Here is a 24,753-nt window from a genome sequence, read left to right on the forward strand (position 1 = left end):
AACTACTTTTTAATAATTTTAATAGACTTTTCGCCACCGTCTTTATAAGAAAGCAAAACCAGATAAACCCCGGTAGGATATTGTTGAAAAGGAATGTTCAAATTATTTGCACTATCACCAATCTGGAAAGTTCGCAACACTTGGCCTGTCATAGAATAAACATGTACTGAAGTCACATAATTATCATTTCCCAACTCCCACTGTAAATACAATTCTTCTCTTACTGGATTTGGATAGTAGGAAATAATATCTTCTGAAGAGAATTTTTCTAAATCATTTTCGGTTAAAGCTTCTGGTTCTACAATTTCTTTTACAGATTTGCCCAAACAATTAATACATAATGTTCTCGTAATCTGATTTCCTGCTTGATCGTAGCCAAAGTTGAGTTTAGTTTGAGCGATTGAAAAAAAAGAATAATGAAGAAAAACAAGGAGTAAAAATCTTTGCATAACATAAAAACTTAATATATTTCCTACAAACATATAAAATAATTATATTCTTACAAATTTTATGTGAATTTTAACAAAAGGACAAAAAAAAAGCGAGACCTAAATCTCGCTTTTTTAACACTAATGATATTTTAAAATCTATTCTACCGTAACTGATTTTGCTAAGTTACGAGGCTGATCTACATTACAACCTCTCATAACTGCAATATAGTAAGACAGCAATTGTAACGGAATTGTAGTAATAAGCGGAGACAATGCATCTGAAGTTTCTGGAATTTCAATTACATAATCTGCCAATTCACGAACCTGAATATCTCCTTTAGTAACAACAGCGATAATTTTACCGCTTCGTGATTTAATTTCCTGAATGTTACTTACAATTTTATCATAATGACCTTGTTTTGGTGCAATTACAATAACCGGCATTTGCTCATCAATTAAAGCAATTGGTCCGTGTTTCATTTCTGCAGCCGGATAACCTTCTGCATGAATATAAGAGATCTCTTTAAGTTTTAATGCTCCTTCTAATGCTACCGGGAAGTTATACCCTCTACCTAAATAAAGACAGTTAGGCGCATCTTTAAATTTAGCTGCAATTTCTTTTGCTCTGTCGTTAGTTTCTAAAGCCTCTAATACTTTTTCAGGAATTAATTCTAATTCTTGTAAATAAGCATGGAAATCAGGGCTTGACAAAGTTCCTTTTGCTTTTCCTAATCTCAAAGCAATCATGGTTAAAACGGTGATTTGAGTAGTAAACGCTTTTGTAGAAGCTACCCCAATTTCAGGGCCAGCGTGTGTATAAGCACCTGCATGACTTTCTCTTGAAATAGACGAACCTACAACATTACAAACTCCAAATACAAAAGCACCGTTTTCTTTAGCTAATTTAATAGCCGCCATAGTATCTGCCGTTTCTCCAGATTGAGAAATTGCAATTACCACATCATCTTTATTAATGATAGGATTTCTGTATCTAAACTCAGACGCATATTCTACTTCAACAGGAATACGTGTAAACTCTTCAAAGATATACTCAGCAACTAAACCAGCATGCCACGAAGTTCCACAAGCAACAATCAAAATACGTTTTGCGTTTAAGAATTTTTCAAGATTATCTTCTACACCTGCCATTTGAACAATTCCTTCATTTGGATGAAGTCTTCCTCTGTATGTATCTTTAATAACGCTAGGCTGCTCGTAAATTTCTTTTAGCATGAAATGATCATAACCTCCTTTTTCAATCTGCTCCAAATTCAATTGAAGTTCCTGAATATAAGGATCAACTAAAGAGTCATCTTTAATTTTTCTAATTTTAAGAGGTTTGTGCAATCTAATGTTTGCCATTTCACCATCTTCTAAATATACTGCATTCGAAGTATATTCAATAAACGGAGATGCATCAGAAGCAATGAAGTACTCACCTTCACCTACTCCAATTGCCAACGGACTTCCTAATCGTGCCGCAACAATTTCATTTGGATTTTTTTTGTCAAAAACAGCAATTGCATACGCTCCTACAACCTGATTTAAAGCGATCTGAACAGCTTTACCAAGTTTTATGTTTTCTTTTTTCTGAACTTCTTCAATCAGGTTTACCAAAACCTCAGTATCTGTATCAGATTTAAAAGTGTAACCGCGTTTAATTAACTCTTCTTTCAGCGGTGCATAATTTTCTATAATTCCGTTGTGAATAATTACCAAATCTCCAGAATTTGAAAGATGCGGATGGGAGTTCACATCATTTGGTACTCCGTGGGTTGCCCAGCGGGTATGTCCAATTCCAATATTTCCGTTTATGGTAAATCCTTCTTGTGCCTTAGCTTCAAGATCTAAAACTTTTCCTTTTGTTTTACAAACTTTTATGCCCGATTCGTCATCGTACAACATAACGCCGGCACTATCATACCCTCTGTACTCAAGACGCTTTAATCCTTTTATTACAATAGGATAAGCCTCTCGGTGACCGATATATCCAACAATTCCACACATATATATTTATTAATTTGGTTTCGTGTAGTAAACCTCAAGCCTTAATCTTTTATCTTCTGGGACAGAAGCTTTACCGCCATACAAAATTGTACCCAGCGGATTCATGATTGATGCTCTTGGTACTTGCGAAAAGTACTCGTTTGGCTGAAGTACAATTCTATTTTCCAGAAAATTAGAAGTCGTAATACCAATACTTTCTGTAACAACCAATCCTAAATTGACATTTTTGGCTGTTTTATCTTTTATCAGATTTCTAATATATTCTGTAATTCTTATTTTATACGTTTTACCTCTCTTGTTATCTCCAAGATTGATCAATCCTCCAAAAACGTATTTAGCCCCTTTAGTATCACCCACAGTTAAACTAGTAGTTTGATCTGCATAATAATCGGCCAAAGGTACATTATTAGTTAAATCGTATAAATAAACTCTTTTAGGTTCATCAGCTCCTGTCATCAAATCAGAGTCTATATTAAAAATCAGGTTAGCCTCGTTAACTTTCCAGTTTTTAGCTCTGATATCATCAAGTTTAGAAGCAAAATCATTAAGTTTAATAACCGCTGCAGATCCCTGGCCGCCTTTTATATACAACCTTTCATCGCCTTCTGTTTTATTTACATTTGATGAACTTATAGCACCTGAATAACCGGTACTTTTAGCATCTTGCAGTAGATTTGCAGTGCCTCCTGAACTTGTTGGATTTACCAAATTGATTACTATTGTTCGTTCTTCTGTAGTTTCGGGAGCGTCAGTTGTAATATCTGTTTTTGCTTTGTAAGTAATTGTAATTTTTCCTTTCGAAAAATCCATCAAAGCCATATTACTTGGACTGCCATCAGCTTTTTCAACTTTAAAATACAATCCTCTAAAGTATTCCTGAAAAACATCAGTACTTGCTATTTTAGACGCAGGTGCTTTTAAGATTTTGTCCTGAAAAAAAGCGCTATTTAAATTCAAACGCATTTCTGGAGCTGTATAAGTAGTCGTTTCTTTATCGTTACTATCTTTAGTTACGGTTTTATATTCTTCAGAACTAAAAAAGAACTGGTCATTTTGAAACGGCTTAGTTAAATCATCATTTAAACGTGCACCAACTTTAGCCTGATCAAAAGTAGAATTTTGCGAAGTATAATAATATTGAGGCAGTTCTGTACCATTACTTGGAAAAGAACTTCTCATCTGATATCCTGACTCATAAACACTTAACTTTAACTTTCCGTTTGCAGGACCGTAAATAGAATCTAATTCATAAGTATGGCTTCCATCAGTATTACTTACCGTTACGTGGCTGAAATAAGGAATACTTAATACTGCACTTTCTATAACAGGATCTTCTCCAATACTTGGTGCATAAGCTACAAGCGCAACTTGTGTTACATAGTTAGCTGTTGTTTCTCCAAAAACAGGATTACTATAAATTCCTAAAGCACTTGTTGGCAGCACATTTGACTGCACTGAAGTAACTTCTTGATTATAAGACAAAACATCATATTTTTCAGACTCAAGTCCAAAATGATCATCACCAATTAAATCACCGCCAATCGCATTAAAATCTTTATCGCATGAATAGAGAAAAACAGCAGTTGCTGCTAATAGAATTTTCTTAATAAAAGAAGTATTGTACATATTAAATAATCAAAATTAAATTTTAAAGACCAAACGTTCTGTAGAAATTTGTATACGCTTCAGCGAATGCATCTTTCGTGGCGAAAGGTAAAAAAGGTTTTCCTGAAGATTCTATAAATTTTGTTAAACTTGGGGAAAGATTTGGCGATGCTATAACAACACCGTCTGAATGCAATATGCTGGCTTTTAAAATATTTTCGTAGTTTGGTGTTTCAAGATCAGAAATTGACTCGTGCGGAACACCATCAAATTTAACCTTATTGATCATCTCCATGTCTAAATTTTCATCAAAAGACTGACCGTAAACCGAAGTGATAATTTTAGTATCATTGAACAAAGCCTCATTTTTATAATAATGCTTCATATAAATTGGCAGCATTGCAGCAAGCCATCCATGAACGTGAATAATATCCGGAACCCAGTTTAATTTTTTTACGGTTTCAACAACTCCCTTTGCAAAAAATATAGCGCGTTCATCGTTATCCGGATACAAAGCACCTTCTTCATCTGCAAAAGTTGCCTTGCGTTTAAAATACTCATCGTTGTCAATAAAATAAACCTGAATTCTTTCTTTTGGGATTGAAGCAACTTTGATAATCAATGGCATATCTAAATCATTCACTACCAAATTCATCCCTGAAAGTCTGATCACTTCATGTAATTGATGTCTTCTTTCATTGATATTCCCATATCTTGGCATGAAAATTCTTATCTGACCTCCTTGATCATTAATCATTTTAGGAACGTCGTAAGACATTAAAGAAACCTCATTTTCAGCCAGATACGGCACGACTTCAGATGATACGTATAATATCCTCTTATCTTTCATAATAGTATTTTACTTAATTTTTGGTAATAAAAACGTCGCAAAATTACAAAATTTTATGCAGTTTATAACTAATATATTATGTTTGCACTAAATTTTAATAATACCGCCATGCATATTTTCTACGGTAAAGTAGCTCTGATAGCCTATTTAAAAACTATCAAAACCGCAAATTCAACTATCGGATTTGTACCCACTATGGGAGCTTTACACCAAGGGCATCTGGCTTTAATGCAGCGTTCACTAAAAGAAAATGACGACACTGTTGTAAGTATTTTTGTCAATCCAACACAGTTTAACAACCCTGAAGATCTTGAAAAATATCCTCGAACTCTTGAAGAAGATGTAAAGAAAATGAGAGGATTAAGTGACAAAATAATTTTATACGCTCCTTCTGTTGAAGATATTTATGAAGGACAGACCGTTTCTCAATCATTTGACTTTGATGGATTAGAAAATCAGATGGAAGGAAAATTCCGTCCAGGACATTTTAACGGAGTTGGAACTATTGTAAAACGCTTATTCGAAATTGTTACTCCAACCAATGCTTATTTTGGCGAAAAAGATTTTCAGCAGCTTCAAATTGTTAAAAAACTAGTCGAAAAAAATAATTTACCAGTCAACATTGTAGGCTGTCCTATTTTTAGAGAAGACAATCTTTTAGCGATGAGTTCTCGTAACGAACGTTTGACTTCCGAAGAAAGAAAAGAAGCTGCAATTATTTACAAAACTTTGACCGAAGCCAAGGAAATATTCCAAAATAGTACGCCTGCCGAAACAATTCAGTTTGTAGAAGATGCTTTTAAAGACAATAAAAGATTTGAGCTGGAATATTTCGTAATTGCTGACGAATCTACATTATTATCCATCGATCATAAAATTAAAGACAAAAAGTACCGTGCGTTTATAGCGGTATTTGTTAATTCTATAAGACTGATTGACACCATTTCATTAAATTAAATTACCTTTGCTGCATGCAAATTCAAGTTATAAAATCAAAAATTCATCGAGTAAAAGTTACTGGAGCTGATTTAAATTATATTGGCAGTATTACTATTGATGAAACTTTACTGGAAGCCTCAAACATTATTGAAGGCGAAAAAGTATCTATTGTTAACATTAATAATGGAGAACGTTTTGAAACTTACGCCATAAAAGGAGAAAAAAATTCAGGCGAAATTACACTGAACGGTCCTGCTGCCAGAAAGGTTCAAAAAGACGACATTATTATTATCATTTCGTATGCAACCGTTGATTTTGAAGAAGCTAAAACCTTCAAACCATGGATCATTTTCCCAAATGAAAACGATAATTCGTTAACCTAGATTTCACCCTAAACATTTTTAGATTACCTGCTTTGTCAAAACTATTTTGCACAAACAAATATTCTTTTGCTCTAATCGAAATATATTTGCGTAAGAATTCATTGCTTTTTTAAAACTCCCAATATCAAAAAAGCAAATAAAGTATTATATTGCCCTCTATTTCCAATACTTTTTAATTCACTGAAATGCCACAAATCATGAAAAAAGTTTACCTGCTGATTACCTTAATTTCTGCTTCTGTTTTTGCTCAGAAAAAATTTGACAATATTCAATCTGAAAAACTAGGAGAAGAAAGAAGAATTACCATTGGGCTTCCTGCTTCTTATGAAGCTAAACCAGACAAAAAATATCCGGTTTTATATTTATTAGATGGAGATTATTTGTTTGATCCTTTTTCTGGAGCCGTAAGTTATGGTTCTTATTGGGATGATATCCCGGAAATGATCATCATAGGAATTCATCAAAATAAAGATGAAGAACGTTATGACGACACAACAATAGATCAAAATACAGGTTTACCATTCGAAAAAGGAGCAAAATTTTTCGAATTCATAGGAGCTGAATTAGTTCCATATATTGAAAAAAAATATCGCACATCGCCTTTCAGAATAATTGCGGGCCACGATGTAACAGCAAGTTTTGCTAATTTTTATTTATACAAAGAAAACCCGCTTTTTAGTGCATACATCTGTTTTAGCCCGGAACTTGCCCCAAAAATGGAAGTTAGAATAGCTGAAAAATTTGCCAAAATACAAAAACCAATTTTCTATTATCTTTCTGCAGGCGAAGGAGACATCAAAAAAATCAAAGAGCCGATAGAAAAATTAGACAGTAATATTAAAATTGCAAATAATTCGTTAGTGAATTATAAATACGATGTATTCAAAGGCGCAACGCATTATACAGAAGTTTTACATTCAATTCCAAACGCATTATATCAGATATTTGAAGCTTACAGACCTATAAACTCAGCCGAATACAACAATAAAATTGCGGTTCTTGAAACGGGTTATGCAGATTATCTGGAGAAAAAATACAATATCATGTCTGAAATCTTAGGAGTTCAGATTCCTGTTAGAATGAGTGATTTTAAAGTAATTGAAAACATTATTTTAAAGAAAAATGCTTACGACGAATTAGGAAAGATGGCCGAAATTGGAAATGTAAATTATCCAAAAGCCATGTTAGGCGAATATGAACTAGGATTAATGTACGAAAAAATGGGCGATCCAAAACATGCATCTAAAAAATACCAGAATGCTTCTCAAATGGAGCCAATTGGAGATTTAAACAAAGATTTGATGTATGAGAAAATCGACGAAATGAATACGCTTGCTAAAAAAAGTAAATAATGTCAAAAGTTAAAACTTCCTTTTTTTGCCAAAATTGCGGCACCCAATATTCTAAATGGCAGGGGCAGTGCAACGCGTGCAAGGAATGGAACACAATTGCTGAAGAAATAATCCAGAAACAGGAAAAAGTAGCCTGGAAAAGCGAACCGACTTCATCAAGTAAAGCGCCAAGACCTTTAAAAATAACCGAAATTGATTCGGCGCAGGAAATTCGCATGGATACTACCGACGGCGAATTGAATCGTGTTTTGGGAGGCGGAATTGTTCCGGGATCTTTAACACTTTTAGGCGGCGAACCAGGAATTGGAAAAAGTACACTTTTACTTCAAATCTCATTAAAATTACCTTATAAAACCTTATTTGTTTCTGGCGAAGAAAGCCAGAAACAAATAAAAATGCGTGCCGAAAGAATAACGCCAAACAGCGATAACTGCTATATTTTAACGGAAACCAAAACGCAAAACATTTTTAAACAAATTGAAGCCATTCAGCCTGAAATTGTAATCATCGATTCGATTCAGACTTTACATACAGATTATATTGAATCTACAGCCGGCAGTATTTCTCAAATTAGAGAAACAACTGCCGAATTAATCAAATTTGCCAAAGAAACCAATATTCCGGTTATTTTAATTGGTCATATTACTAAAGACGGAAATATTGCCGGACCAAAAATTCTGGAACACATGGTAGACACCGTTCTTCAGTTTGAAGGCGACAGAAACCATATTTACCGAATTCTGCGTTCGCTGAAAAATCGCTTTGGTTCAACCTCAGAACTGGGAATTTATGAAATGCTTGGAAGCGGTTTGCGCGAAGTCAGCAATCCGTCAGAAATACTAATTTCACACAAAGACGAAGAATTATCAGGAACTGCAATTGCCACAACTCTTGAGGGAATGCGCCCGCTGATGATCGAAATTCAGTCTTTGGTAAGTACAGCTGTTTATGGAACTCCGCAAAGAAGCACAACAGGTTACAATGCTAAAAGATTAAATATGATTTTGGCTGTTTTAGAAAAAAGAGCCGGATTCCGCCTTGGAGCTAAAGACGTTTTCCTGAACGTAACCGGAGGAATTTCTGTAGATGATCCTGCGATTGATCTTGCAGTTGTTGCAGCAATTTTATCATCAAACGAAGATATTCCTGTTGGAAAAGGTTTTTGTTTTGCCGGTGAAGTCGGACTTTCTGGAGAAATTCGTCCTATAAACCGTGTAGACCAGCGTATTCAGGAAGCCGAAAAATTAGGCTTCGACACGATATTTGTTTCTAAATACAATAAAATTGCTTTAAAAAATACAGGAATCAAAATTGAACTTGTAGCAAAAATTGAAGATGTTGCCAGTATCCTTTTTGGTTGATCTCTGATAAAAATACCTCTATGAATTTTCCTAAACAAAAAATATACAAAGCTTTAAAAATACTTGCCGTAGTATTTATATTGCTTTGCATTGGTCTGTACTTTTTTCGCAACTCACTTTTAAAACAGGCTATTGCTAAGGTAACGCACAAAATGGCGGTTACCTACAATAGTGATTTCTCCATCAAAGAAGCTTCATTTGACGGATTATCAACCATTAAACTTACAGATGTTGTTCTCGTCCCTAAAAATGCCGATACATTATTAAAAATCAACAACATTGAAACCAGTGTAAGTTTAAGTAATTTATTAATTGGCGATGTTCAGGTTGGAACTTTAAACATTAACAAAGGTTATGTTCAATTAGTCAAAAAAGGAAAAATCCGCAATTTTGATGCTTTCTTAAAAAGAAACAAAGACGACGAATCTGAAAAAAATGAAAAAAGAAAATATGGCGCCTTTGCTTATCGCATCATTTCTAAACTGCTTAATTTAGTTCCTACTGACATGAATTTGGAAAACTTCCAATTCAAGATTGACGACAACGGCAAAAAAACCAATATAGCCATAAATAAGCTTGTTTTAAACAACAAACAGCTAGAAACCAACATTCATGTTGTAAGCAAAGATTTTGACCAGCGATGGAATCTAAAAGGTTTTGCAGATCCAAGGAATCAAAAAGCCGATATTCGATTTTTTAATTTAGATACTGGAGCAATTAGAGTTCCTTATTTAGATGAAAGATATAACCTAAAAGCAAGTTTTGATTCTATTCGTTTAAATGTTGAAAATATTGACAAAAGCGGCAGTGAACTTCATATCGACGGATATACTTCGATTGTAAATCTAAAAATCAATCATCCAAAAATTGCAAACAAAGATGTTGTTATAAAAAATGCCCGATTTGATTATCGCTTTTTGTTAGGTGACAGCTTTATTTCGATCGACAGCACTTCAACAATGCAGCTGAACAAAATAAAAGTCCGACCTTATGTTTCGTATGATACTGAAAAAGACACTGTTTATACATTAAAAGTCGATATTCCTAAAATGAAAGCGCAGGATTTTATTGTTTCGCTTCCTGACGGATTGTTTACGCATTTTCAGGGAATGCAGGCTACCGGAAATTTTGATTATAAACTCGATTTCAAATTCAACCAAAACAAACCCAATACACTTGTTTTTGACAGCAAACTCAATAAAGAAGATTTACGAATTACAAAATACGGCGAAGCCGATTTAAATAAACTAAATGGCGAATTTGTCTATCGTGCCATTATTCAAAATGTGCTGCAAAGACCTATTTTGGTTGGAAACGCCAATCCAAATTATACGCCATTGGATCAAATTTCACCATATTTGAGAAAATCCGTTTTAACAACTGAAGATCCTTCTTTCTTCTCGCATCGTGGTTTTATAAACGAAGCTTTTAAACAATCGATTCTGAAAAATATCAGAACCAAAAAATTCTCACGCGGTGCCAGCACAATCAGTATGCAGTTGATTAAGAATGTTTTTTTAACTCGTGAAAAAACGCTTTCGCGAAAACTTGAAGAAATATTATTAGTTTATATTTTAGAAAACAACCGAATTGTAAGCAAGGAAAGAATGCTTGAAGTGTATTTTAATATTATTGAATGGGGGCCAAATGTTTACGGAATTGGCGAAGCGAGTCATTTTTATTTCCAAAAAAGTCCTTCGGCTTTAAATGTAGACGAATGTTTGTACTTAGCTACAATTATCCCGAAACCAAGAAAATTCATGTATCAGTTTAATGATGAAGGCAATTTGAAAGATTACGCCGTTAAAAATCAAAAGTTCCTGAAAAATTTAATGTTTAAAAGAGGGCTTTTAGTTCCCGAAGATACTATTGGACAATTACCGGTTTATATTTCTGGAAATGCACGTTCTCTAATTCGCATAAAAGTGCCAGATTCAACAGCAATAAAAAATGATTCTTTGTCTATGGGCGATGAATTTGATTTGTAACCACAACATAAGCAAAGTTTAACCGCAAGGTTCGCAAAGATTTACGCAAAAAGCACACAAAGATCTTTTTTACTTATAAAAGTAAATCTTTGTGTGCTTTTCTATTATTTTTTTAATTAAAAACATTGCGAACTTTGCGTAAATCTTTGCGAACCTTGCGGTTGAATCCCGTTTTTAAGGTGCTGGATCAGGAATAATTGCCTGAACTTTGTTTATTTCTAGTATAATTTCTTTAGAAAGTTCAACATCAATAGCAGCAATATTTTCTTTTAATTGTTCCATTGTAGTAGCACCAATAATCGCACTGGTCAAAAATGGCTGCTGCAATACAAATCCCATTGCCAGTTCTGTTAACGTTAAACCATGTTTTTTAGCGATTTCATGATATAATTTGGTCGCCTGTGTACATTGATCGCTTTTGTAACGTGTATATTGTGGAAATAGATTAACTCTCGCATTTGGATGTGCTTCACCAGTTAAAAATTTCCCCGTTAAAACTCCAAATGCTAAAGGTGAATACGCTAATAAACCAACATTTTCATGTTTTGAAACTTCAGCCGAATTCACCTCGAAAAGTCTATTCAATAAATTATAAGGATTTTGAACGGTTTTAATTCTTGGAAGATTTTGATATTTACTTTCTTCCAAAAGACGCATCATTCCCCATGAATTTTCATTTGAAACTCCAACATGTTTAATTTTTCCTTCTTTGATTAATCCGTCAAAAGTTTCTAAGATTTCTCTAAAATTATCTTCCCATGCATCTTCGTAACCTGTAAAAGCACGGCTGCCAAAATTATTCGTTTTGCGTTCCGGCCAGTGCATTTGGTACAAATCGATATAATCTGTCTGAAGACGTTTTAAACTATTTTCTAAAGCATATTTAATACTTGCCGGAGAAAAATCCAGTTTTTCGCGCATGTAACCAAAATTTGGATTTGGACCTGCGATTTTAGACGCTAAAATAACTTTGTCTCTATTTCCCGACTTTTTAAACCAGGTTCCTATAATTTTTTCTGTGCTCCCATAAGTTTCTTCACGCGCAGGAACCGAATACATTTCAGCAGTGTCAAAAAAGTTCACCCCCTGATCAAGAGCGTAATCCATTTGTTCGTGCCCTTCGGCTTCTGTATTCTGCTGTCCGAAAGTCATAGTTCCAAGACAGATTTTACTAACTTTTATATCGGTGTTAGGTAATGTAGTGTATTTCATTTTTTTTAAGATACTGAGTTGCTAAGATTCTAAGGCTCTAAGTTTTTTGCCTTTTTTAATAATAAGTCATCAAAGATACGAACGGATTTCTCAAATCTAAAAACCAGAAAGGTTAAAAAATGTACAAGTTTTTTGGTGGTTTCGGAGTTTTACTAAAGAGCGAAGATTTAACTTTTATTGGTCATAAAAAAAGGTTCAAGTAAAAAACTTGAACCTTTTTAAATCTTAGAACCTTAGTATCTCAGAACCTTAGCGTCTTAATTAATACTATTAAGCATCTCTGCAATCTCATCTAATCTTGGAGTTAAGATAATTTCGATTCTTCGGTTTTTAGCTTTTCCTTCTGGAGTAGCATTACTTGCCAAAGGAGAAAATTCGCTTCTTCCTGCTGCAGTTAGTTTTTGCTTGTTGATTTTTGGGTTTTCACTCAAAATAGCCACGATTGCTGTTGCTCTTTTAGTCGATAAATCCCAGTTGTTTGCAATTGGTCCAGAACCTGCATACGGATCATCATCTGTATGTCCTTCGATAAGAACTGAAAGATCTGGATTGTCTCCTAAAACTTTTCCAAGTTCTACCACTGCTCTTCTTCCTTCTGTGCCAACAGCCCAGCTTCCTGAATTGAAAAGTAATTTATTCTCCATAGAAACATATACTTTTCCGTTTTTATGTTCAACCGTTAAGCCTTTACCTTCAAAACCTGTTAATGCTTTAGATAAAGTTTCTTTTAGCTTACGCATTGCTTCTTCTTTGGCAGCAATCATATCTTCAAGTTCTTTCAAACGGCTGGCAGTTTTATCCAAACGTGCTTGTTCATCTGCGAGAGCTTTACCTTTTGCTTCTAACTGTGCTAACAATTCACGGTTTTTAGCCATGTTTTTCTCTAATGCATCGTTGCTGTTCTTCTCTAATGCATTATATGAATCTTGCAATACTTTGTATTTCTTTTGTTCTGCAGCTAAATCAGCTTTTTGTTTTGCAAGATCGTCTTTTGTACTGGCTAAATCTTTAGTCAGTTTATCACGGTCTAATTCTAACTGATTTTTTGCTTTTTTCAAATCAGCATTTTCGTCTGCAATTGAACGGTTTTCTTTTTTTAGATCTGAATATTTTGTTTCAAGATCATTGTAAATCTTTTTGGATACACAAGAAGTTGCTGACAATGCCAAAACTACTAATCCAATGGAGGCTTTTTTAATCATTTTACTTTTCGGTTTTTACTTGGAGGCGATTTATAATTTTAAACAGCTATTCTTTCAACAAGAACAATACCAAACTTTACTCAATTTCGACTAAAACCGGACAATGGTCTGAATGTACTGCATCCGGAAGTATAACAGCACGTTTTAATCTATGCTCAATAGCGTTGCTTACCAAATTGTAATCAATACGCCATCCTTTATTATTTCCTCTTGCTCCGGCTCGGTAACTCCACCATGAATAATGATGCGGATCTTTATTAAAATGACGGAAACTGTCTATAAATCCAGATTTCATAAAAGTATCAAGCCAGGCACGTTCTTCCGGCAAAAATCCTGAAACCGTTTTATTACGAACAGGATCATGAATATCTATGGCTTCATGACAAATGTTGTAATCTCCACAGATTATTAAATTTGGAATAGAAATTTTCAATTCATTAATATAAGTTTGAAAATCGTCCATGAACATAAATTTATGATCCAATCTGTCAATATTAGTTCCCGATGGAAGATACAAACTCATTACTGATACATCATCAAAATCGGCACGAAGGTTGCGTCCTTCAAAATCCATATGATGAATTCCTGTTCCATAAACTACTTTTTGGGGTTCAATTTTAGATAATATTGCAACGCCGCTGTATCCTTTTTTGGTTGCCGGATAATAATATTGATACGGATAGCCTGCAGCCGTTATAGCCTCTACAGGAATTTGATCCTGAGTTGCTTTAATCTCCTGAAGACAGATAACATCCGGACTCGCCGCTTGCAGCCATTCTATAAATCCTTTGGTAATTGCAGCACGAATTCCGTTTACATTATAAGAAATAATTTTCATCTTGGTATTTTTTTTAGGATTCCAAATGTAATAAAAAAGTGCAAAGTTTATTTTGGAAACAGCGAAAAGTAGAGTTTTTTGTTATCTTTGTTCGCTGTTCTAATAAATTAAAAATAGTACATGGGTTTAGTTACCGCGAAAGAAGTTGCAAAGGCAATAAATGTTGAAAAGTACGGAGTCCTCGGTACGTTTTCTGGCTGGATTCTTATGAAGGTTCTTAAGATCTCGACCCTCAATAAAATTTACGATCATAATAAGCATTTAGAGGATGTTGCATTTTTAAATGGAATTTTGGATGAGATGGAGATTAAATTCGAAATCCCGGAAGAAGATTTAAAACGTCTGCCAAAAGAAGGCCCGTACATTACCATTTCAAATCATCCGCTTGGAGGAATTGATGGGATTTTGCTATTGAAATTAATGCTTGAAAGAGAGCCTAATTTCAAAATCATTGCCAATTTCTTATTACACAGAATTGTTCCGCTAAAAAAATACATTATGCCGGTTAATCCTTTTGAGAATCATAAGGATGCCAAATCTAGCGTAGTGGGTATTAAAGAAACTTTGCGTCATTTAAGTGACGGAAAACCGCTTGGAATTTTCCCTGCCGGAGAAGTTTCAACTTATAAAGACGGGAAATTAGTAGTAGACAAACCTTGGGAAGAGGGCGCTCTGAAATTAATCAGAAAAGCTAAAGTTCCGGTTGTTCCAATTTATTTTCATGCCAAAAACAGCAAGTTATTCTATTGGCTTTCTAAAATAGACGATACTTTACGTACTGCTAAATTACCTTCTGAGCTTTTAACGCAGAAAGATCGTGTAATTAAAGTTCGTATTGGAAAACCAATTTCTGTAAGCGAACAAAACGAAATAGAATCGTTTGAAGAATATTCAGAGTTTTTAAGAAGAAAAACTTATATGCTGGCTAATCCTTTTGAGAAAGACACCAAATTGATTGACACTGCTAGCTTAAAAATTCCAAAAGCACCAAAAAAGATTGTAACTCCGGCGAATGAATCTAAAATGCTTGATGAAGTTCAGGCGCTAAGAGACAGCGACTGCCGATTTTTGCAAAGTAAAAACTACGAAGTATTCTTTGCTAGAGCAAAATCAATTCCGAATATTTTACATGAAATTGGACGTCTTCGTGAAATTACTTTCCGTGAAGTTGGTGAAGGAACAAATGAATCTATAGATATTGACCAATACGATCAATATTATCACCATATGTTTTTATGGGATGATGACACCAAGAAAATTGCAGGTGCTTACCGTATGGGATTAGGTTCTGAGATTTATCCAAAATATGGTATTGAAGGTTTTTACCTGACTGATCTTTTTAGATTTGAACCGGAACTTCATGATATGATGCACAAGTCAATTGAAATGGGACGTGCGTTTATTACTCGCGAATATCAGCAAAAACCAATGCCGTTATTTTTATTATGGAAAGGTATTATTCATACTACTCTGCGTCATCCTGAACACAAATATCTGGTTGGCGGCGTAAGTATCAGTAATCAGTTCTCAGACTTCTCTAAATCATTGATGATTGAGTTCATGAAATCGAATTATTACGATCCGTATATTGCTCAATATATCCATCCGAAAAAAGCTTATAAGGTAAAATTAAAAGATGCTGATAAAGATTTTATTTTTGACGAAGCAGAATCTGACTTAAATAAATTCGATAAAATCATTGATGAGTTAGAACCAGGAAACCTTCGTTTACCGGTTTTAATTAAAAAGTACATCAAACAAAATGCCCGCGTGGTTGCTTTTAATGTCGATCCTTTATTTAACAATGCTATTGACGGTTTAATGTACATTAGAATCGCAGATATTCCTGAAAGCACAATGAAGCCCGTTATTGAAGAGTTTCAAATAGAATTAGAGCGTAAATTATCTGAAAAAGAAGATTAGTTATAATCTGCCGAAATAAAAAAATCCCATTTGCAAATGCAAATGGGATTTTTTAGTTACAACTTTTATTTAAAACTATATCGGAATTATTCTTTTCCAATTTCCTCTAGATCTTCTAATTGATTTTTAGGATCTGCACCATATTGGTTTGGTCCTTTTTCACCTTCTGTACAGGCTAAAATCAAACTATAAATAGGTATTAGCAAAAACCATCCACTTTTCCCAACGTCATTCATTCTTCTTACTCCAACCGCTATTGAAGGGATTAAAACTGCTAAGCTGTAAACATTGGCAACTAAAGCAAGTTTTGGCGAAATCAAACTTAAAATCAATAACAAACCATAACTGATAATTGTATTTAGCAAAGTAAACAACCAAAATTCTCTTCTTCTTGCTCTCCCGTTAAAATTTGTGTAGTTTTCAAAAACTACCTTCTTATACATTTCTAACATAATAAATCTTTAAAAATTCCCCTACTCTTTATGGATTTTCAGTTACTCCATTACTTTTAACAAAGTGCAAGATTACTTACTTTTAGAGTTTATAAAAGGAGGTAAACGTTTTTATTATAATAAAAAAGGACATTTCTTTGAGTTGAAATTCAGTCAAATAAAAAATCCCATTCTTTCAAATGGGATTTTTTATTTTTTAGAACCAGCCTTTTTTACCAACCTGATAGGTTTGATAAAATTCTTCATCTGACTTTGTTAGATAAAGAATTCCTTCAATTATACCAATTATACCTCCTATACCGCATAAAAGACCCAAAATAAGCTGGATTATACCTTCTTTGCTGTATCCTAAATAAAACTTATGAATTCCTAATGCCCCTAATAATATAGCAAGAATTCCTGCAACAACTTTTTTATTCTCTTGTGTACTTTCCATACCTGTATTTTTAAAGTTTATTATTAAATGTAAATGGCAAAAAAAATCCCATTTGATAGTATACAAATGGGATTTAATATCGTTTTAGAACCAGCCTTTTTTACCTACTTGGTAAGTTTGGTAGAATTCTTCGTCTGTTTTCGTAAGATAGATAATTCCTTCGATGAAACCAATTAAGCTTCCTGCTCCGCAAGTTACTAAAGTAACCACGATTTGAATTATTCCTTCTTGTGTATATCCTAATACGAATTTGTGAATTCCAAATCCTCCTAATAAGATACCAAGAACACCTGCAACAACTTTTTTATTTTCTGGTTTTGGCCCCGAAGGCGTATTCCATGATTCTGGTTTTGTAGTTTCCATATTATATAGTACTATTTATATCAATTATAGCTCGGCTTTACCAATTTCATTAAGTTCATCAAACTCATTTTTAGGATCTGGTCCGTATGCGTTTGCTCCTTTATCTCCTTCAGTACAAGCTAAAATCAAGTTATAAATTGGAATAAGGATAAACCATCCGCTTTTACCTACATCATGCATTCTTCTAATAGCAACAGCAATTGAAGGAACAAGAACAGCAAGGCTGTAAACGTTTGCAATTAAGCCTAAACTAGGTGAAATTAATCCAGCTACAAAGCCTAAAACAAAACTTATAATAATATTTGTCAAGAAAAACATCCAATATTCTTTTCTTCTGGCTCTTCCGTCAAAGTTTGCATAGTTTTCAAAAACTACTTTTTTGTACCATTCAATCATAATTAATAAAATTAGTTAAGTAATAATGCCTACTCTTTTTTGGATTTTCGGCTTCTCCAAGAAAAATAAAGAAAAAGTTATTTAGACTGATTCTTTAAATATCGGAAACAATATTATTAAAAATTAACAAATAAAACTAATCGGCAGCGAAAAATTTACAAGAAAAGACTCGTTATTTAAAATTAACAAAGAAAACAACGTTCTAGGCATATACAGCCTTAATTTTATCTACAATAACCTGAGCCAGACGCTCGTGACTTTCGAATGTCCAGCCTGCAATATGCGGCGTCAGCAAAACATTTTTTGCTTCAAGCAGATATTGGAATGCTTCCGGCGTATTTTTATCCTGAAAAAGTGTTTCAAAAGATAGTTTTTCATACTCAAGAACATCCAATCCTGCTCCTAATATTTTTTTTGCCTTCATTGCTTCGACTAAATCTGCTGTAACAATGTTTTTACCGCGCGAAGTATTAATGATCCAAAATGGCTTTCTAAAGGCATTTATAAAACCGGTGTTAACCATTTTGTCTGTTTCTGGTGTCCACGGAAGGTGAAGACTCAAAACATCTGTTTTTTCTTGTAATTCTACAAGAGAAACTTGTCTGGCATTTTCATCGCCAACATTATCCAGAATATCATAACATAAAACCTCTGTCTCAAAACCGCGGAGTTTTTTAGCAAAAGCCTTTCCCATATTTCCGTAACCAATAATACCTACCGTTTTTAAGTCCAGTTCGTGACCGCGGTTGCTTTCGCGATTCCATTGTCCGGCTTTCACTTCGGCATCGGCCTGATTTAAATTATTAAAAAGCGATAAGATTACGCCAAGCGAATGTTCTGCAACTGCATTTCGGTTTCCTTCAGGCGCTGCAATTAAATGAATTCCTTTTGTTTCGGCATAATCACAGTCAATACTTTCTAAACCTGCACCAACTCTGGCGATAAACTGAAGATTTACGGCTTTATCTAAAAAAGTCTTATCAATTTTAAATCGGCTTCGAATTACAATACCATTATAATCCTGAATTTTAGCTTCAATTTCTTCTTTAGAAGATTTAAAATCGGCATGGTTTTCAAAACCTGCTTCTTCTAACTGATTCCACAGAACCGGATGGTTGCTGTCTATATGTAGAATTTTCACACTCATTTTAATTGAATTTAATGTCAGGCAAAAGTACGAGTAATTCTCTAAGATCGTTTAATCTAAAGGATAAGATATTGAACGGAAAACATGCGGATATTCCCAATTGTTATTTACATAATCTGCATTATAGGATATAAATCCTGCAACAAGTTTTCCATTAACTTCCTGCATTTCAAAATTGGTTAAACCAAAATAAGCGGGAGTTTGAAACTAGCTGACCAAACGGCCTTAACTGCCGTCTGCTGCAGTGTCTTCTACTCCTTCAATGTAAAAAGTAGTATCGGGATTTAAACTGAGTATTACTATCAGTCTCCTTATAACCTTCATAGCTGTTAAAAGATTTTACTCATTTAAAACAGGAATATTTGCGCTATGGAAGTGAAACTTTTTATTGGTCAGATTTTTTTTTAACTTTGAAAATACAAGCCTCAAAGAAATTCTGTCATTTCTAAATCATCACAAACTTTCCAAAATGAAATTAACCAAGACTTTTAAAGCCTTCTTTGAAAACGAAAAATCAGGCGGATTACTATTATTATTTGTCACCGTAATTTCGTTGTGGGCTGCTAACTCATCTTATTCAGCTGGGTACATTGCCTTTTGGGAAAAAGATTTAGGAGGGCATTCGATCACGCATTGGATTAATGACGGATTGATGACGATTTTCTTTTTATTGATCGGTCTGGAACTGGAACGTGAAATTTATCATGGCGAGTTATCAAATATCAAAAATGCTTCGCTGCCTATTATGGCCGCGTTTGGCGGTATGCTTATTCCAGCTGCTACCTTTCTTGCTCTAAATTTTGGAACTTCAACTCAAAACGGTGCCGGAATTCCTATGGCAACTGATATTGCTTTTGCTATTGGAATATTATCGCTTTTAGGTGATAAAGTCCCGGCTTCATTAAAAGTCTTTTTAACAGCCCTTGCAGTAATTGACGATTTGGGAGCCATAATAGTTATTGCCGTATTTTATACCACTTCAATTGGGTTTGTAAATCTTGCAATTGCATTAGGAATTTGGGTTTTCTTATTTGTTTTAAACAGAATGAAAGTCTACAATTTGATTCCGTATCTAATTGGCGGTGTCATAATGTGGTATTTCATGCTTAATTCTGGTGTTCATGCTACAATTACAGGAGTTATTTTGGCATTTGTAATTCCGTTTGGCGACGGAAGCGAAAAATCTACTTCATACAAATTGCAGCATTTTTTACATCAGCCTGCTGCATTTTTTATTCTTCCTCTTTTTGCGATTGCCAATACCTGCATTGCCATAGAATCAAACTGGCATATTGGCTTAAATCATCCCAATGCATTCGGAATTATTTTAGGTCTGGTAATAGGAAAACCTCTTGGCATTCTGCTTTTTTCTTCAATTGGAGTAAGTGCCGGATTATGTGCCCTGCCAAAAAACTTAAAATGGGCACACATATTAGGAGCGGGAATGCTGGGCGGAATTGGTTTTACAATGTCCATTTTTATAACTCTTTTAGCTTTTAAGGATCCTGAAATTATTGTTTTCTCTAAAATTGCAATTATTATTGCCTCAATCATTTCTGGAATTACAGGTTTTGTATATTTACGGTATATTCTTACAAAAAATAAAAATACCTGAAATGAATTTTATAAATAAACTTATCATACCAATTTCTGCAGTTTTAATAATTTCAGCCTGTAATACAAAAAAAGAATCTGAAGTTATCGAAACAAAAATTACAAAAGATACTATTGTACTTCCTGTAGAGAATAACGAAGAGACTGTTGAAGGCACTTATGAAACAAAAGCAGAAGAAAATGATTCTGGTGAATGCAGACTTACTTTGCAAATAACTAAAACCAAAAATGGGTATTCTTATTTCTTAAAAACAAAAAGCAGGGAACTGAAAGGGACTGCCACTTTTAAAGACCAAAAAAATGGAGAAAAGTACTTGGTTTTAGAAGGTATAAAATGGGCCGAATATGAAGGCGACATCAGTAATGAAGAAAACGATTCTGTTTCAGATTTAAAAGATTTAGAAATCCCTGTTGGAATCAGTGCCAGTTATGTAAAAGATACGCTTACAATTCAAAATTCTGGCAATTCAATGAATTATTATACGAAGCTTTCAGAGTGTGATAGAAAGTATATTCTTTTAATAAAAGTCCAAAAATAAAATTCCAAATTCTAAACTTCGCAAATGAAAGGAATACGTCATATTCTTTTATTCTCAATTACTTTTATAATTCTGCTCGTTGGAGTAATCTTTTATGAAATAAAAACATACAAACCTCAAACAAACTGGTATTGTAAAACTCCTGTTCCTGTTTGTGGAACAAAATATCCTGAATTAACAGACAATCAAAATAAAGGAAAAGAAATTTTCAACTCTAATTGTGCCGCTTGTCATAAATTAGACGCCAAAAGCACTGGACCAGCATTACGCAGTACAGATTCACTGGTTTTAGTAAAATGGATACTCCAAAAAAACAGGAAAATTGACAGTACCAAAATTGAGACCTTGGGAATTGATTATCACAGGAGTATGTTTAAAGAAGTTATAAATGAAAAAAATCTGCCACTAGTAATAGACTATTGCTCAACAAAACGTGATTACTAAATCTTAAACACAAAAAATCCCAAACCCCAACAAGAATTGGAATTTGGAATTTTAAAAATATTCGAATTTCTTTACAACTAACCTTTGATTTGTTTCAAAGAAGTTTTGATGCCTTTAATTAAAGATGAACTGAAACCATTGTGTTCCATTTCATTTAAACCAACAATTGTACAACCTTGCGGCGTTGTTACGCGGTCGATTAACTGTTCTGGGTGAACTCTTTCTTCTAAAAGCATTTTTGCAGCTCCTTTTACCGTTTGTGCAGCAATTGCGAGAGCGGTGTTTGAATCAAACCCAATTTCGATTCCTGCCTGCATAGAGGCACGAATATAACGCAAAGCATATGCAGTACCACACGCGCCTAAAACAGTCGCTGCATCCATTAATTTTTCGTCTATTACAGGAGCTGTTCCCAAATCCTGAAATAAGTCTACAATTGGCGCCGCGTTTTCTTTGTATTTTTCAGGAAAAGAAATACAAGTTGCCGATTCTCCAAACTGTGCCGCAATGTTTGGCATAATACGTACAACCGGATATTCATTATTTGTTTTAGATTGAAGAATATCCAAAGACAAACCGCTTACAGCAGAAGCAATTGTTTTATTTTGAATTACCGGTAAAATCTCTGCCAAAACTGTATCAACCTGATACGGTTTTATGGTTAAGATCACTACATCGGCTTCTTGAATATTGTGCTTATTATCGTTAGAAACTGTAATTCCGTATTCCGTTAAATATTGAATAGCGGCTATATTTCTTCTGGTTACAGTTACTTGATTGTTTTTAGAAAATTTTGCAATTCCCAAGGCAATAGAAACTCCAAGGTTTCCTCCCCCTATAATGTGTACTTTCATCCTGCTTGGTTTTAATTTATTTTGGCTGCTAAACAGCAGATTTTATCGGCGTGTAAATTACGCAGATTTTACAGATTTTAAATCACTGTAAGAGGTCAATTTGTGGCAAAAATCTAAAAGCCGAGAATCATTTTTGCTACTCCAAAATAGAGCATGATACCAAAAACATCATTTGTTGTGGTAATAAAAGGACCTGTTGCAATAGCGGGGTCTATTTTATTTTTATGAAGAAAAAGCGGGACTAAAGTTCCTAAAGTTGCGGCAAACATAATAACCACAATCATAGAAATCGAAATAGCGATTCCCACTAAATATTGTCCGTACATAAGAGAATGATAGGCCAGCAAAAGCAATGAAATAATGCTTCCGGAAATCATCGAAACGGTAATTTCTTTACTGAAATAACTTTTACTGAATTCTTTCAAGGTTCCGTTGGCCAAACCCTGAACTACGATTGCCGATGCCTGAACTCCAATATTTCCGGCTGTTGCCGAAAGCAGAGGCACAAAAATAATTAATGTTGAATATTTTTGAAAAGCGGTTTCATTATCTTTTAAAACAAAAGAAGCTACAATCTCAATCACCATACCTATTAAAAGCCAAGGCAGACGAGCTTTTGTTAATTCGAGAACGCTGTCATTAGTTTCAATGTCCTGTGTAATACCCGCAGCTAACTGGTAATCTTTATCTGCTTCTTCTTTGATTACGTCTACGATATCATCAATGGTGATTCTTCCAACCAGACGCCCCAATTCATCAACAACCGGAATTGCCTCTAAATCGTATTTCTGCATGATACGGGCAACTTCTACATCTTCAGTATCAACATTTACAAAATTCAATTTTCGGATATAAACTTCTCCAATCTGAGTTTTGGTAGAAGAAGTCAGCAAGTCTTTAAGAGAAAGTCTCCCTTTTAAACGGTTTTCATCATCAACAACATAAATAGAATGCACTCTTGAAACATTTTCAGCCTGAATTCTCATTTCTTTTACGCAGGTCAAAACGTTCCAGTTTTCATTGACTTTTACAAGCTCTTTCCCCATTAAACCACCTGCCGTGTTTTCGTCATAGCGTAATAACTCGACAATATCTTTGGCGTGTTCAACATCAACCATCTCCGAGATAACCTCAGCTTTGATTTCCTGAGAAAGCTCGGCGATAATATCTGCCGCATCATTTGTTTCAAGCTCATCAAGCTCTTCGGCAATTTCTTTTGGTGAAAGTCGGCTTAAGATATTTTCACGCAGGTCTTCCTCTAATTCAAGAAGAATCTCAGCGGTTTTATCACTATCTAAAACTTTGAAAATGTAAGTTGCTTCGTCAAAATCTAATTCTTCAAGAATTTCGGCGATATCAGCGTGGTGAAGATCATTAAGTAAAACTTCAAGTTCATTGTCGTTTTTCTTAACGATTAGTTCCTCTAATTGGTGGATAAATTCTCTGCTAACTTTGAACTCCATCGGCTTCTATTTTTTGAGTCAAAACAATAAATTCCTCAACACTTAACTGTTCGGGACGTTTATCAAAGATAATGTCTTCTCGCAGTTTATCTGATAAATTTAATGTTTTCAAACTGTTACGTAATGTTTTTCGTCTTTGCTGAAAAGCCGTTTTTACAACCGTAAAAAATAACTTTTCACCACACGGAAGACTATAATCTTCCTTTCGGGTCATTTTCATCACACCCGACTTAACCTTGGGCGGAGGAATAAAAACATTTTCGCTTACAGTAAACAAATACTCAGTATCATAGAAAGCCTGTGCCAGTACAGACAGGATTCCGTAGGTTTTTGATCCTTTTTTCTCACAGATGCGTTCTGCAACTTCCTTTTGAAACATTCCTGAAAATTCAGGAATCTGATCTCTAAATTCTAATGTTCTAAAAACAATTTGAGATGAAATGTTATAAGGGAAGTTACCAATTATAGCAAACTGCTTGTTTTCGTAAACCTGATTTATATTGTATTTCAGAAAGTCTTCTGAAATAATTTTATCTTTTAATTTTGGATAGTTTACCCCCAAATACTCAACAGATTCTGTATCAATTTCAATTACTCGTGTATTAACAGGTTTGTCAAGTAAATATTTAGTAAGCACACCCATTCCAGGTCCTATTTCTAAAACCTCATCGTATCCCTTTAAACTCAAAGTATCGGCAATTGCTTTTGCAATGCTTTCGTCTTTAAGAAAGTGCTGTCCTAAATGTTTTTTGGCTTTTACTTTTTCCATTTTATCATTCTTGTTTTGCCACGAGGGCGCAAAAGTATTCTTTTGCTGTGAAGGGTCAAAGCTTATTTCACTTTTTTTGCCATAATGGCACAAAGACTCAAAGCTTTATATTTTTTTGCCGCGATTATCACAATTTTAAATCTAATAATCTGTTTAATCTGCAGGCAATTCTGTTTTCTGAAAAC

At 34.1% G+C, this 24,753-nt stretch carries 24 protein-coding genes; 9 read left to right on the plus strand and 15 right to left on the minus strand.

The features are described 5' to 3' along the window. Positions 1–2 precede the first annotated feature (2 nt). From PQ462_RS23070 to PQ462_RS23085, 4 genes are all read right to left on the minus strand, one after another. The gene (locus PQ462_RS23070) at positions 3–482 is read right to left on the minus strand and encodes a T9SS type A sorting domain-containing protein (RefSeq protein WP_274251754.1); all 480 of its coding nucleotides are present in this window, start codon (positions 480–482) and stop codon (positions 3–5) included. 105 nt (positions 483–587) lie between these two features. Next, on the minus strand, positions 588–2,438 hold the full coding sequence (gene glmS, locus PQ462_RS23075; RefSeq protein ID WP_073410147.1) for a glutamine--fructose-6-phosphate transaminase (isomerizing): 1,851 nt from the start codon (positions 2,436–2,438) through the stop codon (positions 588–590). 9 nt (positions 2,439–2,447) lie between these two features. After that, complete coding sequence (locus PQ462_RS23080; protein WP_274251755.1) at positions 2,448–4,064, minus strand: DUF4270 domain-containing protein; 1,617 nt, start codon at positions 4,062–4,064, stop codon at positions 2,448–2,450. A gap of 22 nt (positions 4,065–4,086) precedes the next feature. After that, positions 4,087–4,893, minus strand: coding sequence for a glycogen/starch synthase (locus tag PQ462_RS23085; RefSeq protein ID WP_274251756.1), 807 nt, complete (start codon positions 4,891–4,893; stop codon positions 4,087–4,089). 78 nt (positions 4,894–4,971) lie between these two features. Here PQ462_RS23085 and panC point away from each other — a divergent pair, with 78 nt between their 5' ends. The 5 genes from panC (at position 4,972) to PQ462_RS23110 (ending at position 10,916) form a co-directional block, all read left to right on the plus strand. Then, the gene (gene panC / locus PQ462_RS23090) at positions 4,972–5,850 is read left to right on the plus strand and encodes a pantoate--beta-alanine ligase (protein WP_274251757.1); all 879 of its coding nucleotides are present in this window, start codon (positions 4,972–4,974) and stop codon (positions 5,848–5,850) included. A gap of 14 nt (positions 5,851–5,864) precedes the next feature. After that, entirely contained in the window at positions 5,865–6,215 is a 351-nt protein-coding gene (gene panD, locus PQ462_RS23095; protein ID WP_274251758.1) for an aspartate 1-decarboxylase, read from the plus strand. 197 nt (positions 6,216–6,412) lie between these two features. Further along, complete coding sequence (locus tag PQ462_RS23100) at positions 6,413–7,567, plus strand: alpha/beta hydrolase (RefSeq protein WP_149205965.1); 1,155 nt, start codon at positions 6,413–6,415, stop codon at positions 7,565–7,567. Continuing rightward, positions 7,567–8,928 (plus strand): DNA repair protein RadA, encoded by a 1,362-nt coding sequence (gene radA, locus PQ462_RS23105; protein WP_274251759.1) that lies wholly within the window; start codon positions 7,567–7,569, stop codon positions 8,926–8,928. The genes PQ462_RS23100 and radA overlap by 1 nt, the downstream gene beginning before the upstream one ends. Before the next feature lie 20 nt (positions 8,929–8,948). Then, a complete protein-coding gene (locus PQ462_RS23110) occupies positions 8,949–10,916 on the plus strand; it encodes a transglycosylase domain-containing protein (protein ID WP_274251760.1) in 1,968 nt (655 codons plus the stop codon). A gap of 174 nt (positions 10,917–11,090) precedes the next feature. Here the strand turns inward: PQ462_RS23110 and PQ462_RS23115 are convergent, their stop codons facing one another. From PQ462_RS23115 to PQ462_RS23125, 3 genes are all read right to left on the minus strand, one after another. Beyond that, a complete protein-coding gene (locus PQ462_RS23115) occupies positions 11,091–12,128 on the minus strand; it encodes an aldo/keto reductase (protein ID WP_274251761.1) in 1,038 nt (345 codons plus the stop codon). A 257-nt stretch (positions 12,129–12,385) separates the two neighbouring features. Beyond that, complete coding sequence (locus tag PQ462_RS23120; protein ID WP_012022918.1) at positions 12,386–13,330, minus strand: OmpA family protein; 945 nt, start codon at positions 13,328–13,330, stop codon at positions 12,386–12,388. Between the two features lie 76 nt (positions 13,331–13,406). Beyond that, positions 13,407–14,168 (minus strand): exodeoxyribonuclease III, encoded by a 762-nt coding sequence (locus tag PQ462_RS23125; RefSeq protein ID WP_274251762.1) that lies wholly within the window; start codon positions 14,166–14,168, stop codon positions 13,407–13,409. A 120-nt stretch (positions 14,169–14,288) separates the two neighbouring features. On the opposite strand from PQ462_RS23125, the gene PQ462_RS23130 reads away from it, so the two are divergent. Continuing rightward, positions 14,289–16,091 (plus strand): GNAT family N-acyltransferase, encoded by a 1,803-nt coding sequence (locus PQ462_RS23130; protein WP_012022920.1) that lies wholly within the window; start codon positions 14,289–14,291, stop codon positions 16,089–16,091. 86 nt (positions 16,092–16,177) lie between these two features. Here PQ462_RS23130 and PQ462_RS23135 read toward each other — a convergent pair whose 3' ends face one another. The 5 genes from PQ462_RS23135 to PQ462_RS23155 all read right to left on the minus strand — a co-directional run bounded on the left by PQ462_RS23135 (position 16,178) and on the right by PQ462_RS23155 (position 18,885). Further along, the gene (locus PQ462_RS23135) at positions 16,178–16,543 is read right to left on the minus strand and encodes a DUF805 domain-containing protein (RefSeq protein ID WP_274251763.1); all 366 of its coding nucleotides are present in this window, start codon (positions 16,541–16,543) and stop codon (positions 16,178–16,180) included. A gap of 196 nt (positions 16,544–16,739) precedes the next feature. Further along, positions 16,740–16,979: a TM2 domain-containing protein gene (locus tag PQ462_RS23140; RefSeq protein ID WP_121359828.1), complete on the minus strand. Its 240-nt coding sequence runs from the start codon at positions 16,977–16,979 to the stop codon at positions 16,740–16,742. 84 nt (positions 16,980–17,063) lie between these two features. Next, on the minus strand, positions 17,064–17,342 hold the full coding sequence (locus tag PQ462_RS23145) for a TM2 domain-containing protein (protein WP_012022924.1): 279 nt from the start codon (positions 17,340–17,342) through the stop codon (positions 17,064–17,066). Between the two features lie 24 nt (positions 17,343–17,366). Further along, positions 17,367–17,738, minus strand: a complete 372-nt coding sequence (locus PQ462_RS23150; protein ID WP_012022925.1) for a DUF805 domain-containing protein — start codon at positions 17,736–17,738, stop codon at positions 17,367–17,369. A gap of 202 nt (positions 17,739–17,940) precedes the next feature. Beyond that, entirely contained in the window at positions 17,941–18,885 is a 945-nt protein-coding gene (locus tag PQ462_RS23155) for a 2-hydroxyacid dehydrogenase (protein WP_274251764.1), read from the minus strand. A gap of 469 nt (positions 18,886–19,354) precedes the next feature. On the opposite strand from PQ462_RS23155, the gene nhaA reads away from it, so the two are divergent. From nhaA to PQ462_RS23170, 3 genes are read left to right on the plus strand one after another with little or no spacing between them, the layout of a single operon-like run. Continuing rightward, entirely contained in the window at positions 19,355–20,500 is a 1,146-nt protein-coding gene (nhaA, locus tag PQ462_RS23160; protein ID WP_274251765.1) for a Na+/H+ antiporter NhaA, read from the plus strand. 1 nt (position 20,501) lies between these two features. Then, positions 20,502–21,038, plus strand: coding sequence for a hypothetical protein (locus tag PQ462_RS23165; RefSeq protein WP_274251766.1), 537 nt, complete (start codon positions 20,502–20,504; stop codon positions 21,036–21,038). 24 nt (positions 21,039–21,062) lie between these two features. Next, positions 21,063–21,482: a c-type cytochrome gene (locus tag PQ462_RS23170; protein WP_274251767.1), complete on the plus strand. Its 420-nt coding sequence runs from the start codon at positions 21,063–21,065 to the stop codon at positions 21,480–21,482. A 77-nt stretch (positions 21,483–21,559) separates the two neighbouring features. On the opposite strand, the gene proC is transcribed toward PQ462_RS23170, so the two are convergent. The 3 genes from proC to rsmA all read right to left on the minus strand — a co-directional run bounded on the left by proC (position 21,560) and on the right by rsmA (position 24,568). Further along, positions 21,560–22,336 carry a pyrroline-5-carboxylate reductase gene (gene proC, locus PQ462_RS23175; protein WP_012022929.1) on the minus strand — a complete coding sequence of 259 codons (777 nt, stop codon included), beginning with the start codon at positions 22,334–22,336 and terminating at the stop codon, positions 21,560–21,562. A gap of 113 nt (positions 22,337–22,449) precedes the next feature. Beyond that, positions 22,450–23,799 (minus strand): magnesium transporter, encoded by a 1,350-nt coding sequence (mgtE, locus tag PQ462_RS23180; RefSeq protein WP_012022930.1) that lies wholly within the window; start codon positions 23,797–23,799, stop codon positions 22,450–22,452. After that, positions 23,783–24,568 (minus strand): 16S rRNA (adenine(1518)-N(6)/adenine(1519)-N(6))-dimethyltransferase RsmA, encoded by a 786-nt coding sequence (gene rsmA, locus PQ462_RS23185; protein WP_012022931.1) that lies wholly within the window; start codon positions 24,566–24,568, stop codon positions 23,783–23,785. The genes mgtE and rsmA overlap by 17 nt, the downstream gene beginning before the upstream one ends. Positions 24,569–24,753: the final 185 nt, after the last annotated feature.

The organism is Flavobacterium sp. KACC 22758 (genome assembly GCF_028736135.1).
Lineage (GTDB): Bacteria > Bacteroidota > Bacteroidia > Flavobacteriales > Flavobacteriaceae > Flavobacterium > Flavobacterium johnsoniae.